This is a genomic window from Escherichia sp. TW09308, assembly GCF_000208565.1.
Taxonomy (GTDB): Bacteria; Pseudomonadota; Gammaproteobacteria; order Enterobacterales; family Enterobacteriaceae; genus Escherichia; species Escherichia marmotae.
Window position 1 is genome coordinate 3,641,456 of record NZ_AEME01000001.1, and the last position, 15,320, is coordinate 3,656,775.

Sequence of the window (15,320 nt, forward strand, 5' to 3'; positions counted from 1 at the left end):
TGTTGAACTTACGCCTTACCGCCGTTTGCTTAAATCACGTACAGGTCGAGATACTCATTGACCGGCATCTGCTCGAGGCGAGTTCTGTCGAGAGAAACCGCCAGAATGTGCTGCTGCTGGCGAGTCGGAAACTGGCGCGCAAGGTTGATTTTGAATTTATCGACCAGCTTCGGAATGCCATCCTGACGGCGGCGGGCATGACCAATTGGGTACTCCACCACCACTTCTTCAAAGCGCGTACCGTCGGTGAACTCAAGGGTAATGGCGTTGGCAATAGCGCGTTTTTCCGGGTCGTGGTAGTCGGCAGTAAACGCCGGATCTTCAAAGCAAGTGATCTTCTCGCGCAGGGCGTCGATGCGTTTATCTTGCGCAACCTTGTCTTCGTAATCTGCCGCCGTTAAGCGCCCAAACAGCAGCGGGATCGCCACCATGTACTGAACGCAGTGGTCGCGGTCAGCCGGGTTATTGAGCGGCCCTTTTTTGTCGATGATGCGAATACAGGCTTCGTGGGTGCGGATGGTCACTTTTTCGATATCCGCCGCTGTTTTACCTGCAGCCTGCATCTGTTCATAGAGCGTCATCGCCGCTTCAACTGCCGTCTGGGAGTGGAACTCCGCCGGGAAGGAGATTTTGAACAGCACATTTTCCATAACGTAGGAACCGTACGGACGCTGGAAGCGGAACGACTCACCTTTGAAGGAGACGTCGTAGAAGCCCCACACCGGCGCAGTCAGGGCTGACGGATAACCCATTTCGCCGGTTTTCGCCATCAGCGCCAAACGTACCGCGCGGGATGTGGCATCGCCCGCCGCCCAGGATTTACGCGTGCCGGTGTTCGGCGCATGACGATAGGTGCGCAGCGACTGACCGTCCACCCACGCCAGCGAAACAGCGTTGAGAATTTCCTCGCGGGTCAGGCCGAGCATTTCGGCCACCACGGCGGTGGAAGCCACTTTCACTAACAAAACGTGGTCGAGGCCGACGCGATTAAAGGAGTTTTCCAGCGCGATGCAGCCCTGAATTTCGTGGGCTTTGATCATTGCGGTCAGCACGTGCTTCATGGTCAATGGCGCTTTGCCGCTGGCGACTGCGTTGCGGGATAACCAGTCCGCCGTGGCGAGAATACCGCCGAGGTTGTCGGAAGGATGGCCCCACTCCGCTGCCAGCCAGGTATCGTTGAAATCGAGCCAGCGGATCATCGCACCGATGTTAAACGCAGCCTGGACAGGGTCGAGCTGGAACTGAGTTCCGGGGACACGCACGCCGTTAGGTACGACGGTGCCGGGGACAATTGGCCCCAGCAGTTTTTTACAGGCTGGATATTCCAGCGCTTCCAGACCACAGCCGAGGGTATCGAGCAGGCAGTAATGGGCGGTGTCGTAGGCCACTCTGGAACTGATTTCGTAATTCATGACGTAATCGACGATATCAACGATTTCACGGTCGAATTCCGGGCGAATGTTGTTGATTTGAGCTGACATTGGGTACGTTTCCTTATTGTTATTCGTAGAGGTTTACTGGCGCTTATCCAGCGCAACAAACTGACGGTCTTCCGGTCCAACGTAATTCGCGGAAGGACGGATAATTTTGTTGTCCTGACGTTGTTCAATAATGTGCGCCGCCCAGCCGGTAACGCGAGCGATGACAAACAGCGGAGTGAACATCTCAGTGGGGACGCCCATCATGTTGTAGGAAACGGCAGAGAACCAGTCGAGATTGGGGAACATCTTTTTCGTCTCCCACATCACCGTTTCCAGACGATCGGCGATGTTGTACATCTTCAGTGAACCGCCTTCCTGCGAGAGCTGCTTCGCCACACGTTTGATCACCTGATGGCGCGGATCGGCAATGGTATAAACCGGGTGCCCGAAACCAATGACCACTTCTTTGTTTTCCACGCGTTTACGAATATCCGCTTCGGCTTCATCCGGCGTTTCGTAGCGTTGTTGGATCTCCAGCGAAACTTCATTCGCCCCGCCGTGTTTCGGCCCACGCAGTGCGCCGATTGCGCCGATAATGGCTGAATACATGTCAGAACCGGTGCCCGCAATAACCCGGCTGGTGAAGGTGGAGGCGTTAAACTCGTGCTCGGCGTACAGCACCAGCGAAATTTGCATCGCCTTTTCCCAACTTTGCGACGGCTTTTCGCCATGCAGCAGATGCAGGAAGTGGCCGCCGATGGAGTCGTCATCGGTTTCCGGCTGGATGCGTTCGCCGTTGTGGCTGTAGTGATACCAATAGAGAAGAATCGAACTCAGCGACGCCAATAATTTGTCAGCAATATCCCGCGCGCCTGAGACGGTGTGCCCCTCTTTTTCCGGCAGCGTACAGCCGAGCGCAGAAACGCCTGTGCGCATGACATCCATCGGGTGCGACGCCGCAGGTAAGGCCTCCAGCACGGTACGCACGTTAGCCGGTAAACCACGCAGGGCTTTCAGTTTCGTTTTGTAGGCGGCGAGTTCGTCACGGGTTGGCAGCTTGCCGTGGATCAGCAGATGCGCCACTTCTTCAAATTCGCAATGTTCTGCGAGGTCGAGAATATCGTAACCACGGTAGTGCAGGTCATTGCCGCTTTTACCCACCGTGCAGAGCGCCGTATTGCCCGCCGGAACGCCGGAAAGTGCCACAGATTTTTTCGGTTTAATGACATGGGTACTGTTTTGCAGGATCGTTGTGTCGCTCATGTTGTCCTCGTCATTGTTATCATTTGTAGGGTCGGGATTGTTGTCGGATGCGACGCCATGCGTCTTATCCGACCTACAGTTCAGCACGCCTCGTAGGCCTGATAAGTCGCGTCAGCGGCGCATCAGGCATCGGTTGTCGGATGCGACGCCATGCGTCTTATCCGACCTACAGTTCAGCGCCCCGTAGGCCTGATAAGTCGCGTCAGCGGCGCATCAGGCATCGGTTGTCGGATGCGACGCCATGCGTCTTATCCGACCTACAGTTCAGTGCATCCCGTAGGCCTGATAAGTCGCGTCAGCAGCGCATCAGGCATCGGTTGTCGGATGCGACGCCATGCGTCCAGTTCAGCACGCCTCGTAGGCCTGATAAGTCGCGTCAGCGGCGCATCAGGCATCGGTTGTCGGATACAACCAACGGGCGTTTGTTTTATTTCGCCTGACTACGGGCAAACAGATCGTCGAGCTTCTCTTCGTACTGGTAGTAGTTGATGCTTTCGTACAGCTCGTTGCGGGTTTGCATGGTGTCGATGACGCTTTTCTGCGTGCCTTCCTGACGCAGGACGTTGTAGACATGTTCGGCAGCGCGGTTCATGGCGCGGAACGCTGACAGAGGGTACAGCGCCATTGCGACATGAGCGCTGCGTAATTCATCGGTGGTAAACAGCGGCGTAGCGCCAAATTCGGTAATGTTGGCAAGGATCGGCACCTGCACCGCATCGGCAAACTGGCGGTACATGGCGAGTTCGGTAATCGCCTCCGGGAACAACATCTCGGCACCGGCTTCAACGTAAGCCTGCGCACGCTCAATCGCCGCGTCCAGCCCTTCAACCGCCAGCGCATCGGTGCGCGCCATGATCACAAAATCAGGATCGGTTTTCGCATCCACCGCCGCACGGATCCGATCCACCATCTCCTCTTTCGAGACGATCGCTTTATTCGGACGATGACCGCAGCGTTTCGCACCAATCTGATCTTCAATATGCAATCCCGCCGCACCGGCTTTAATCATCGATTTCACCGTACGCGCCACGTTAAAGGCCGAAGAGCCAAAACCAATATCAGCATCGACCAGCAACGGCAGCGAGCAAACGTCGGTAATACGGCGAATATCGGTCAGTACATCATCAAGAGTAGAAATACCGAGATCTGGCAGCCCCAGCGAACCTGCCGCCACGCCACCGCCGGAGAGATAAATTGCCTGATATCCGGCACGCTGTGCCAGCAACGCATGGTTAGCGTTAATGGTGCCGACAATTTGCAACGGGGTTTCTTTGGTGAGTGCGGCGCGAAACGCTTTACCTGGAGAGTGTAGAGACATAGCCCATCCTTTGTTATCAACTTGTTATTTCGTTGATAAACACAAAGCAAGGGCTGTGCCACAATTACTCAAATCAAACTAAGCATTAAATTTCAACGAGTTATTAAAATCACGCTTAATTAATCCGCAAATATGCGTTTCAGTTAACGTTTCAGACAATGTTTCACTGCGTTTCATTGCAACAATGATGAAACAAGTCTAAACCCAATATTCGGTTTCTTGATTTATGGCGCGCAATGGCACATCCACCTCGACTTAACGACGATAAACCGGTTATCTGGACAGTATCGGTGACGCGCTTGTTCGAGCTGTTTCGCGATATCAGCCTCGAGTTTGATCACCTGGCGAACATTACCCCTATCCAGCTTGGCTTTGAGAAAGCGGTGGCTTACATCCGTAAGAAACTGGCAAGCGAACGCTGCGACGCCATCATCGCCGCAGGCTCTAACGGCGCGTACCTGAAAAGCCGCCTGTCGGTGCCGGTGATTCTGATTAAACCCAGCGGCTTTGACGTATTACAGGCGCTGGCAAAAGCGGGAAAACTCACCTCGTCTATCGGCGTCGTCACCTATCAGGAAACTATCCCGGCGCTGGTGGCTTTTCAAAAAACGTTTCATTTGCGCCTCGACCAACGCTGCTACATCACCGAAGAAGACGCACGTGGGCAGATCAACGAACTGAAAGCCAACGGCGCCGAAGCGGTAGTTGGTGCTGGGCTAATTACCGATCTGGCAGAAGAAGCCGGGATGACCGGCGTTTTTATCTATTCTGCCGCCACCGTGCGCCAGGCATTCAGCGATGCGCTGGATATGACGCGCATGACGCTACGTCATAACGCCCACGATGCGACCCGCAACGCGCTGCGTACTCGTTACGTTCTGGGCGATATGCTCGGTCAATCGCCACAGATGGAACAGGTGCGACAAACCATTTTGCTGTATGCCCGATCAAATGCTGCGGTGCTGATTGAGGGAGAAACAGGAACCGGCAAAGAGCTGGCAGCGCAGGCAATTCATCGGGAATACGTTGCCCGCCACGATGCACGACAGGGGAAAAAATCGCATCCGTTTGTTGCCGTTAACTGCGGGGCGATTGCTGAATCACTGCTGGAAGCGGAGTTGTTTGGCTATGAGGAAGGGGCATTTACCGGCTCGCGACGCGGAGGCCGCGCCGGGCTGTTCGAAATTGCCCACGGCGGCACGCTGTTTCTGGATGAGATAGGCGAAATGCCGCTGCCGTTGCAGACTCGCCTGCTGCGGGTACTGGAAGAAAAAGAGGTCACCCGCGTCGGCGGGCATCAACCGATTCCGGTGAATGTGCGAGTTATCAGCGCCACCCACTGCAATCTGCAAGAGGATATGCAGCAAGGGCGGTTTCGCCGTGATCTGTTTTATCGGCTGAGTATTTTGCGCCTGCAGTTACCCCCACTACGCGAGCGGGTTGCGGATATTCTGCCGCTGGCGGAAAGCTTTTTGAAAGTGTCACTGGCAGCACTTACCGCCCCGTATTCTGCTGCGTTACGCGAGGGGTTAAATACCTGCCAGGCGGTGTTATTGCACTATAAGTGGCCGGGGAATATTCGCGAACTACGCAATATGATGGAACGACTGGCGCTATTTTTAAGCGTGGAACCGATGCCAGATTTAACGCTGCAATTTCTGCAGCGATTATTGCCAGAACTGGCCAAAGAATCGGTTAACGTTATCGCCGCCACCGTGCTGACACCACGGCAGGCGCTGGAGAAATTTAACGGCGATAAAACAGCAGCAGCGAATTATTTAGGCATCAGCCGCACGACGTTCTGGCGGCGATTAAAAAATTAAATTGCCGGACGCGGCGTGAACGCCTCATCCGGCCTGCAAAACTATGAATATCAATATGTTGCATTTACTGATAAACGTGCGCATTAGGCATGTTTACATGGACTTAAGAATTACTTCTTCTTATAAATATTTGCCGTGCCGTGGATCTTATTGTCAGTCTGACCGGAGGTCAGCACTAACACATCAGCCCCTTTTTCATCCGCTTTTTTGATCAAATCTTCTTTCGCATCTGCGGTCGACATTTCATTACTGGTTGAAATATCACCTATTTTTTCATATTGCGATTCAACCTTTTCAAATTCCGCTTTGGTCATCAATTCCGCTGCATAAACGTTTGTGACAACAAAAGCTAACGCACCAACTAAGAGCTTAGTTCCAGTTTTCATCGGTGAACTCCATGATGTGTGATTAGGCTAATACCCTGAAGCTAACAGTCATCATCAGGGTTGATTAATAAGTAGTTCAGCGATTAAGAAAAATCTATAGCAAAAGAGAATATATTTGTATTATTCTTAATGTGAATCCCACTTCTCCTGCCAGTTAATAACTCTTCCTGCAATTGTCGCTGGTATCATTTGAATTATTTTTTATAATAATCTCAAATTTTCACCCTGCCAGAAACTCAATGTAAAAATCATGAAGTCCACATCATTTTTCTTAATAAAAAACTTTAACCATCTATTTAATTGATTTATATAAGCTTTACTTATTGCACTTTTATAGTTCTTAAGACGATTTATTATTATTTTTTTCAAAAATACCATGTTAACATATTGACATCGATGACAAACCACAAAAAGCTATCAATGCAATAAATAACTAACACTTTAATATATTTATTGCAGCCTCTGTTACAGATATTCTTATTTAGAGAATTGCATGCTTACGCCTTGCAAGGTTTCAGGAAGAAAAGATGTGCAATAAAAAAGCATTCCGCCATTTAATTTTTAAGGATAAAAGTGAGTGATATGAAACCAGCAAAAAAAAGCTTATCGACACGGGCGATAGCCATTTATACCATATTATTTACGCCAGTATCCTTGGCTATCACCCCACCTGTAAATTCAGATAGTAATGTTGTCATTAATAATAATGAAGAGATAAAACTCATTGCGTCAGAAGGCTACGATCCCGGATGGGAGCATTTTAACTCATTGAAAGTAGGTGAAGACTCTAATGGTTCATTACTCATTGATAATCTTTCACTTACCACTTCAGCAGCCAGCATTGGTAATAATGCTGAAGGCTCCATCACTTTAACAAACCATACCAACTGGCAGTTCGACACACCTTCCTCCAATATTTTTTTAGGCACTAACGAAGGCTCCGGTACGTTATATGTGTTAGAAGGTAGTAAGATAAGTGGCCTGCAATCAATAAGAGTTGGTGAGTTTTATGGTGATGCCAGGGGGACGTTGGTTATTGATGGGGAAAGCTCATCAGTCACCTCTAAAATTGCTATTGTTGGCGATCAGGGAACAGGGAAAGTATCTGTTACTAATGGCGGAACACTCACTTCCCTGACTCAAATGAATATTGGGTATGTTGACGCCCATTCTTCTCTGTCAGCTAACCAGAGTAGCTATGGAGAAGTTCTGGTTGCCGACAAAAATTCAACAGTAAATGCCCCATATATACTTCTTGGCGGATATAATACATCTTCCGTTTCTGATACTACCGGAATTCTCACTGTCAGCAACGATGGTGTAATCAATGCGAATTCATATATCTGGGTTGGTGTCTCCTCTAACGGAACAGGAATGTTAAATATTGGAGGTGCGCAAGGTGAGGCTGCGCAGCCTGCTGGTTCAATTAATACACCCCGAATTTATTTAGGGGGGACAAATGCGTCAACCACTTCAATATTAAACTTTAATCACACCAACGCTGATTTTGTTCTGACCTCATACATAGACGGTAAAGGCCAGGTTAACCAGGTAGGCTCCGGAACAACCACATTATCCGGCTCGAATATCTATACTGGTGATACCTATATAACTAAAGGCAGCCTACGCGCTGGTAAAGTAGATACCTTCAGCCCCAACTCCGATTATATTGTCGACAGCGGTGGAGATCTCGATTTAAACGGTTATTCACAAACGTTAAAAACGCTGGCACTGGCTGGAACAGCAACGTTGTCTGCGTATGAAAATGGCCACGAGTTCACGCCGACCACACTGACCATTAACGGTAACTATACTGCCAATGATGGTTTGTTAGTCATGCATACGGTATTAGGCGATGATAATTCCGTAACGGATAAACTCATCGTAAAAGGTGATACTTCCGGTAGTACCCGCGTCATGGTCAACAATGCGGGCGGTCTGGGCGCGGATACTCTGGAAGGGATAAAAATTGTGGAGGTTGACGGCCTGTCAGAGGGCGTTTTCAGTAAAGAAGGTCGTATTGTTGCCGGTCCCTATGACTACAACGTGGTAAAAAGCGACAACCAGAACTGGTTTTTAACCAGTGAAATTCCCGCAGGACCGTATACCCCACCGGAACTGCCCGTCATCCCGGAACCAGATCCTGAGCCACCTGTAACACCAGCCCCCAGTGCCGTTATTCAGGCCCGCCAGCGCCTGGGAAGTGAGGCTGTCCGCCGCGTGTTCACGAAAACAGCGCAGCTCTGGCATAACGCCACGCCGCATCCGCACTGGTGCGGCCTGACCCTGCTGGCCATCGATGGTGTGTTCTGGCGCACACCGGATACACCAGAGAACGATGCAGCCTTCCCCCGCCAGACACATGCCGGGAACCCGGCGCTCTACCCGCAGGTCAAAATGGTCTGCCAGATGGAACTGACCAGCCATCTGCTGACGGCTGCAGCCTTCGGCACGATGAAGAACAGCGAAAATGAGCTTGCTGAGCAACTTATAGAACAAACCGGCGATAACACCCTGACGTTAATGGATAAAGGTTATTACTCACTGGGACTGTTAAATGCCTGGAGCCTGGCGGGAGAACACCGCCACTGGATGATCCCTCTCAGAAAGGGAGCGCAATATGAAGAGATCAGAAAACTGGGTAAAGGCGATCATCTGGTGAAGCTGAAAACCAGCCCGCAGGCACGAAAAAAGTGGCCGGGACTGGGAAATGAGGTGACAGCCCGCCTGCTGACCGTGACGCGCAAAGGAAAAGTCTGCCATCTGCTGACGTCGATGACGGACGCCATGCGCTTCCCCGGAGGAGAAATGGCGGATCTGTACAGTCATCGCTGGGAAATCGAACTGGGATACAGGGAGATAAAACAGACGATGCAACTGAGCAGGCTGACGCTGAGAAGTAAAAAGCCGGAGCTTGTGGAGCAAGAGCTGTGGGGTGTCTTACTGGCTTATAATCTGGTGAGATATCAGATGATTAAAATGGCAGAACATCTGAAAGGTTACTGGCCGAATCAACTGAGTTTCTCAGAATCATGCGGAATGGTGATGAGAATGCTGATGACATTGCAGGGCGCTTCACCGGGACGTATACCGGAGCTGATGCGCGATCTTGCAAGTATGGGACAACTTGTGAAATTACCGGCAAGAAGGGAAAGGGCCTTCCCGAGAGTGGTAAAGGAGAGGCCCTGGAAATCCCCCACAGCCCCGAAAAAGAGCCAGTCAGTTGCTTAACTGACTGGCATTACTTTTGCCAGGGCTTCGATGGGGCGTAAACTCCACCAGGCGGCGACCCATAACAGAGGGATCACTAACAGCAGGTTGGCTGAGAGCACGTAGACAAACCAGCTCCACACCATATAGGAACTTTTAAGCTCCACCGGAATAGTATCCACCACCACAATGGTTAACTTCGGCATCCGCGACGTTGCCGGGTAGATGTTCACCGCCACCGAGTGGGTCATCTCTGCGTCGTCGTCATCTTCTCGTACTTCCTGTAACTGTTGCTGTATCGAATGATCTTCACTCAGCAAGATGCTGGTGTCGTTAACATCCGCTTCGATTTCATGGAAGCCATTTGATTTCAGCCAGTCAGGCTGGATCATTTTCATCAGCCAGGGAACGTCACGCTGCGCCCATAAAAGTTGCCCGTTCTCATCATAAATTAGCGTCATGGTGGGGCTTTGCTTGTCGATATTTTCTGGTAACTCGACATGCAACTTATTGTTTTCCCACTTTGCGAGGGTATAGAACAAATTGCTCTCGCCGCGTAACAGGCGAAACGTGGTTTTATCGAAACTGACGCTATAACCGATCAGCGCGACCATTCCGTAGGCCAGCGAAAGCACCAGTACTACCGCCGCCGTCGCTAACAGAAAACGTACCCGCAGCGAAAGCGGGAAAAAAAGACGCAGTAATTTTTTCATCAGCGCAATTCGAACAAATAACCCTGGCCGCGAACGGTGGTAATCACTTCTTGCGGATATTGCGCCTGAATTTTTTTGCGCAGACGCCCCATGAGTACATCAATGGTATGGCTTTCCCGCAATTCGGCGTCCGGGTAGAGTTGTAACATCAACGAATCTTTGCTGACCACTTTGCCATTATTACGAATCAACGTTTCCATAATGGTGTATTCAAACGCGGTCAGTTTGATCACTTCGTCATTAATCGATAGTTCACGGCGGGAAAGATCAACCTGAAACGGTGGCAGCGAAATAACCTGTGAAGCCAGACCACTATTACGACGCATTAATGCCTGCATCCGCGCCATCACCTCTTCAATATGAAACGGTTTAGTCACGTAATCGTCAGCGCCGGCGCTTAATACTTCGACTTTGTCCTGCCAGCTTTCACGGGCGGTTAATACCAGAATCGGTAGTGAAACATCATTGCTGCGCCAGCGGCGGATCAGTGACAGACCGTCTTCGTCAGGCAAACCGAGATCGACAATTGCAATATCTGGCAAATGTTCATTGAGATAATAATCTGCTTCTTTGGCATCTTCTGCGTCATCGACCTGATGACCAGCGTCCTGAATCTGAACTTTAAGATGGTGACGTAACAACGCATTGTCTTCGACAACCAGTACGCGCATTTTTATTTCTCCCTGTCTTAATTATTAAAATAGTGTAACGCGATTATGTGTTTATGGGAGTAAACATTAATTAAACCAGCGGGTAGGGGAGATAATACGGGAAAAGATCAGCTTAAGAAGCAGGCCGGACAGCATCGCCATCCGGCATTGATATGGGTGTTATTTCAGCTCATCCACCATTGTGATGGCGCGACCAATGTAGTTAGCAGGGGTCATCGCTTTCAGGCGCGCTTTCTCTTCTTCCGGCAGCGCCAGACCGTCGATAAATTGCTTCATGCCTTCGGCGTCAACGCGTTTACCGCGAGTCAGTTCTTTCAGCTTCTCGTACGGTTTTTCGATGCCATAGCGACGCATAACTGTCTGGATCGGCTCAGCCAGCACTTCCCAGTTGTGATCCAGTTCATCCAGCAGATGGTCACGGTTCACTTCCAGTTTGCTCACGCCTTTCAGGGTGGACTGGTAAGCAATTAGCGCATAACCGATACCCACTCCGAGGTTACGTAGCACGGTAGAGTCGGTCAGGTCACGCTGCCAACGGGAAACCGGCAGTTTGCTGGCCAGGTGCTGCAACACCGCGTTGGAAAGCCCCAGGTTACCTTCGGAGTTTTCGAAGTCGATTGGGTTAACCTTGTGCGGCATGGTGGAAGAACCAATCTCACCGGCGATGGTTTTCTGTTTGAAATGGTTAAGGGCGATATAACCCCAGACGTCACGGTCAAAGTCGATCAGAATGGTGTTAAAGCGCGCGATGCAATCAAACAGTTCGGCAATGTAGTCGTGTGGTTCAATCTGGGTGGTGTACGGGTTCCACTGAATACCCAGTGAGGTGACAAACTCTTCACTGAACTGATGCCAGTCAACTTCCGGATACGCGGCGATGTGGGCATTATAGTTACCGACCGCGCCGTTGATTTTGCCGAGGATTTCCACCTGATTAAGCTGGCGGAACTGGCGCTCCATACGATAAGCGACGTTAGCCATCTCTTTACCGATGGTTGACGGTGTCGCTGGCTGACCGTGGGTACGGGATAGCAGCGGAATATCGCGATACTGAACAGCCAGATCTTTAATGCCGTCAATCAGTTGACGCCAGTACGGCAGGATCACTTCATCACGCGCGGTTTTCAGCATCAATGCGTGGGAGAGGTTGTTGATGTCTTCTGAGGTGCAGGCAAAGTGAATAAATTCAGAAACTGCGTGCAGTTCTGGGATCTCAGCCACTTTTTCTTTCAGGAAATACTCAACCGCTTTAACGTCGTGGTTAGTGGTACGCTCAATGGTTTTGATTCGCGCCGCATCTTCTTCACTGAAATTAGCGACGATTGCATCAAGGTAACCGATTGCGTCGGCAGCAAAAGCAGGAACTTCCTTGATCGCTGCGTGCGCGGCCAGTTTTTGCAGCCAACGTACTTCAACTTGTACACGGAATTTCAGCAAACCATATTCGCTGAAAATCCCGCGCAGCGCGCTGACTTTATCGCCGTAGCGTCCGTCGACAGGGGAAACGGCGGTCAGTGAGGATAATTCCATAGATCACAACTCCGGGGTTAAATGAGCAAGAATTTGTTTTGCCTGAGTGGTCAGGCGATTACGAGAAAACATCAGTTGTAGACGTCCGCCGCCAACCTGGTGCCAGAGCACGGCGGCGCGAATGCCTGCCAGCAGGGTAGCGCGAACTTTCGCCTGCACCTGTGGGCTTTGCAGTACGGCAGGGGAACCGGTGACCTGAATACGTGGGCCAAGTGGGCTGATAACATCAACATAAATAGCAGCCATTGCGCTCATCAGCGTTTCCGACTGTAAATCGAAATGTTCGAGCTGGCGTTGCAGGCCGTTAATCCGGTTACCCAGAGTGTCGAGCGCACCTTTGGCAGACGAGAGTTTGCGCTCAAGCACCATCAGGCTAAGGGTGTAGCGGGTTAACTCAGCGTTTAAGCCCTGGCGACTGCTGGCATTGAGCACGCCGAGCAGGGTTTCCAGCCCGACGCGCAAGTTGGCTTCGCTGCCGCCAAAAACCGCCAGCGTGGAGCTGGGGTTCACATCGATAATACTGTTGAGTGAGACGTGTAGCGCATCGGCATCACAATGCCCCTGGTGAGCAAGCTGTTGTACCAGGCGTGCCGCCTGACAAATACCGGCCAGGGCGAGGGTGATGTCATAGTAATTCTTTGCCACGTTCACTGCTTCCTTGTTTTAAGTAAGAAAATAATCAGACTGGCAGCGGCAGACGCTGCTCAATGATGCCGCCGCCGAGGCACACTTCACCGTTATAGAAGACGGCGGATTGACCTGGAGTGACGGCCGCAACCGGCTCATCGAAAATCACTTCAATGCGATCATCATCCAGCGCCTTGACGGTGCATGGAATGTCAGTCTGGCGGTAGCGGGTTTTCACCGTGCAACGCATAGTGCCGGTGAAAGGTTCGCGATCGACCCAGTGCAGTTGCTGGGCAATCAATCCGACAGACATCAGACGTGGGTGTTCATGACCCTGCGCAACAATCAGAATGTTGTTCTCGACGTCTTTATCCACCACGTACCACGGCTCTTCAGTGCCGTCTTTGGTGCCACCGATGCCCAGGCCTTTACGCTGTCCGAGGGTGTGATACATCAGCCCCTGGTGCTCGCCAATCTCATCACCATCGACAGTAATGATTTTTCCCGGTTGCGCCGGGAGATAACGGCCAAGAAACTCGCGGAATTTACGTTCACCGATAAAGCAGATCCCGGTAGAATCTTTTTTCTTCGCGGTGACCAGACCGAGATCTTCCGCAATCTTACGTACCTGCGGTTTTTCCAGTTCGCCAACCGGGAACAGGCTTTGCGCTATCTGCTCATGGCTAAGTGTATAAAGGAAGTAGCTCTGGTCTTTGTTGCTGTCCAGACCACGCAGCAGGCGGCTCTTGCCATTGACATCTGCACGACGAACGTAATGGCCGGTAGCGATATAATCGGCACCTAAATCTTCGGCGGCAAATTCGAGGAAGGCTTTAAATTTGATCTCTTTGTTGCACAGAATATCCGGGTTCGGCGTGCGACCCGCTTTATATTCAGCAAGGAACAGTTCAAAGACGTTGTCCCAGTACTCGGCTGCAAAGTTGACAGTGTGCAGTTCAATGCCGAGCTTATCGCAGACAGCCTGGGCATCAGCCAGATCCGCTGCCGCCGTGCAATATTCCTCACCGTCGTCTTCTTCCCAGTTCTTCATAAACAGGCCTTCGACCTGATATCCCTGTTGTTGCAACAGCCAGGCAGAAACGGAGGAATCGACGCCGCCGGACATGCCGACGATCACTTTTTTTGCGGTTTCAGACATTGGATTACTCACGACATTGAACTTCAAGGCGGCGTATTCTATCACGCAGCCTTTTAGATGACACCCTTTGTAAAAGGCCAGTTAAACTCGCCAATCATCTCCAGCGGATAATGTTGCCCGCTTTGATAACAACGAATACTTTCTGCCACTAATGGCGAGCGCAGATTTGGTGCCTGTAAAATCTCTTCAGCACTGACCCAACGGCAACAGTCGATATCACTGTCATGAGGGTGTGTTGGGCATATTTGCTCAAGCTCAATGGCAAACAGGAAGCGCAAAAATGGCGTCTTATCCGGCGCAATCCACTGATGCATACGGATGAAATATTGCGGTTGCGCGCTGATGCCGGTTTCTTCCCACAGCTCACGCGCCGCTGCTTCTGTTAATGTTTCATCCGCCTCCAGATGCCCGGCGGGTTGGTTCCATAACGCTTTACCATTAATCGTCTCTTCAACGACTAAAAATTTGCCTTCTGCGTGCACCACGCAGGCAACGGTAACGTGCGGTTTAAACATTTTGCGTCCTTATTCTGTCGCTTCTCGCCATTCGCCATTGGCAAGATTATCCAGCGTGTAATTACCCATCGCATAGCGAATCAGTCGCAGCGTGGGGAAACCAACATGGGCGGTCATGCGGCGCACCTGGCGATTACGTCCTTCATATAAGGTGATCTTAAGCCAGGAGGTAGGAATACTTTTACGCTCACGAATTGGTGGATTACGTGGCCATAACCACTCCGGTTCTTCAACCAGTTCCACACCTGCGGGCAGGGTAGGGCCATCATTTAAGGTTACGCCATTGCGCAAGGCTTTAAGTGCGTCTTGCGTGGGAATGCCTTCCACCTGCACATAATAGATTTTTCCGGTGCGTTTGCCCGGCTGGGTTAAACGCGCCTGTAACGCGCCATTATTCGTCAGCACCAGTAACCCTTCGCTATCTCTGTCGAGACGACCTGCCGCATAAACGCCCTGAACAGGGATGAATTCTTTTAATGTTTTGCGCCCGGCTTCATCGGTGAACTGCGGAAGAACATCGTAGGGTTTATTGAACAGGATCACGCGCGTGGGCTGGTTTTCAGGTTTGCGCCTGGTGGAACGTTGCGAGCTGAATCGCTTAACCTGGTGATTTCTAAAAGAAGTTTTTTGCATGGTATTTTCAGGGTTTATGAATTGCCGCATTATAGCCTAATAACGCGCATC

The 15,320-nt window shown here is 51.0% G+C and carries 11 protein-coding genes and 3 pseudogenes; 3 read left to right on the forward strand and 11 right to left on the reverse strand.

Features of this window, described 5'->3' with window-relative positions:
* Positions 1-29: 29 nt before the first annotated feature.
* The 3 genes from ESM_RS0117410 to prpB all read right to left on the reverse strand — a co-directional run bounded on the left by ESM_RS0117410 (position 30) and on the right by prpB (position 4,002).
* A complete protein-coding gene (locus ESM_RS0117410) occupies positions 30-1,481 on the reverse strand; it encodes a bifunctional 2-methylcitrate dehydratase/aconitate hydratase (RefSeq protein WP_001275887.1) in 1,452 nt (483 codons plus the stop codon).
* Positions 1,482-1,514: 33 nt separating this feature from the next.
* Complete coding sequence (gene prpC, locus ESM_RS0117415; protein WP_001285922.1) at positions 1,515-2,684, reverse strand: bifunctional 2-methylcitrate synthase/citrate synthase; 1,170 nt, start codon at positions 2,682-2,684, stop codon at positions 1,515-1,517.
* A gap of 427 nt (positions 2,685-3,111) precedes the next feature.
* Positions 3,112-4,002: a methylisocitrate lyase gene (gene prpB, locus ESM_RS0117420; RefSeq protein WP_000052213.1), complete on the reverse strand. Its 891-nt coding sequence runs from the start codon at positions 4,000-4,002 to the stop codon at positions 3,112-3,114.
* A gap of 236 nt (positions 4,003-4,238) precedes the next feature.
* Between prpB and prpR the strand changes: the two genes are divergently transcribed.
* The gene (gene prpR, locus ESM_RS0117425; protein ID WP_000941013.1) at positions 4,239-5,825 is read left to right on the forward strand and encodes a propionate catabolism operon regulatory protein PrpR; all 1,587 of its coding nucleotides are present in this window, start codon (positions 4,239-4,241) and stop codon (positions 5,823-5,825) included.
* 110 nt (positions 5,826-5,935) lie between these two features.
* Here the strand turns inward: prpR and yahO are convergent, their stop codons facing one another.
* Positions 5,936-6,211, reverse strand: a complete 276-nt coding sequence (yahO, locus tag ESM_RS0117430) for a DUF1471 family periplasmic protein YahO (protein ID WP_000848012.1) — start codon at positions 6,209-6,211, stop codon at positions 5,936-5,938.
* A 582-nt stretch (positions 6,212-6,793) separates the two neighbouring features.
* On the opposite strand from yahO, the pseudogene ESM_RS1000000128835 reads away from it, so the two are divergent.
* Together ESM_RS1000000128835 and ESM_RS1000000128840 are read left to right on the forward strand one after the other, a co-directional pair.
* Positions 6,794-8,344, forward strand: a pseudogene (locus ESM_RS1000000128835) (autotransporter outer membrane beta-barrel domain-containing protein); the annotation flags it as partial.
* A 30-nt stretch (positions 8,345-8,374) separates the two neighbouring features.
* Positions 8,375-9,442 (forward strand): annotated as a pseudogene (locus tag ESM_RS1000000128840) (IS4-like element IS4 family transposase); the annotation flags it as partial.
* Positions 9,443-9,456: 14 nt separating this feature from the next.
* Here the strand turns inward: ESM_RS1000000128840 and ESM_RS01000000125195 are convergent.
* The 7 genes and pseudogenes from ESM_RS01000000125195 to rluE form a co-directional block, all read right to left on the reverse strand.
* A pseudogene (locus ESM_RS01000000125195) lies at positions 9,457-10,134 on the reverse strand (two-component system sensor histidine kinase PhoQ); the annotation flags it as partial.
* Positions 10,134-10,805, reverse strand: coding sequence for a two-component system response regulator PhoP (gene phoP / locus ESM_RS0117445; protein ID WP_001265481.1), 672 nt, complete (start codon positions 10,803-10,805; stop codon positions 10,134-10,136). The gene phoP and the pseudogene ESM_RS01000000125195, both read right to left, overlap by 1 nt.
* A gap of 159 nt (positions 10,806-10,964) precedes the next feature.
* A complete protein-coding gene (gene purB, locus ESM_RS0117450; RefSeq protein ID WP_000423722.1) occupies positions 10,965-12,335 on the reverse strand; it encodes an adenylosuccinate lyase in 1,371 nt (456 codons plus the stop codon).
* Positions 12,336-12,338: 3 nt separating this feature from the next.
* A complete protein-coding gene (hflD, locus tag ESM_RS0117455; RefSeq protein ID WP_001516208.1) occupies positions 12,339-12,980 on the reverse strand; it encodes a high frequency lysogenization protein HflD in 642 nt (213 codons plus the stop codon).
* Positions 12,981-13,014: 34 nt separating this feature from the next.
* Positions 13,015-14,121: a tRNA 2-thiouridine(34) synthase MnmA gene (gene mnmA, locus ESM_RS0117460; protein ID WP_001516209.1), complete on the reverse strand. Its 1,107-nt coding sequence runs from the start codon at positions 14,119-14,121 to the stop codon at positions 13,015-13,017.
* Between the two features lie 53 nt (positions 14,122-14,174).
* A complete protein-coding gene (nudJ, locus tag ESM_RS0117465; RefSeq protein ID WP_000476079.1) occupies positions 14,175-14,636 on the reverse strand; it encodes a phosphatase NudJ in 462 nt (153 codons plus the stop codon).
* Between the two features lie 9 nt (positions 14,637-14,645).
* Positions 14,646-15,299, reverse strand: coding sequence for a 23S rRNA pseudouridine(2457) synthase RluE (rluE, locus tag ESM_RS0117470; protein ID WP_001248718.1), 654 nt, complete (start codon positions 15,297-15,299; stop codon positions 14,646-14,648).
* Positions 15,300-15,320 lie beyond the last annotated feature (21 nt).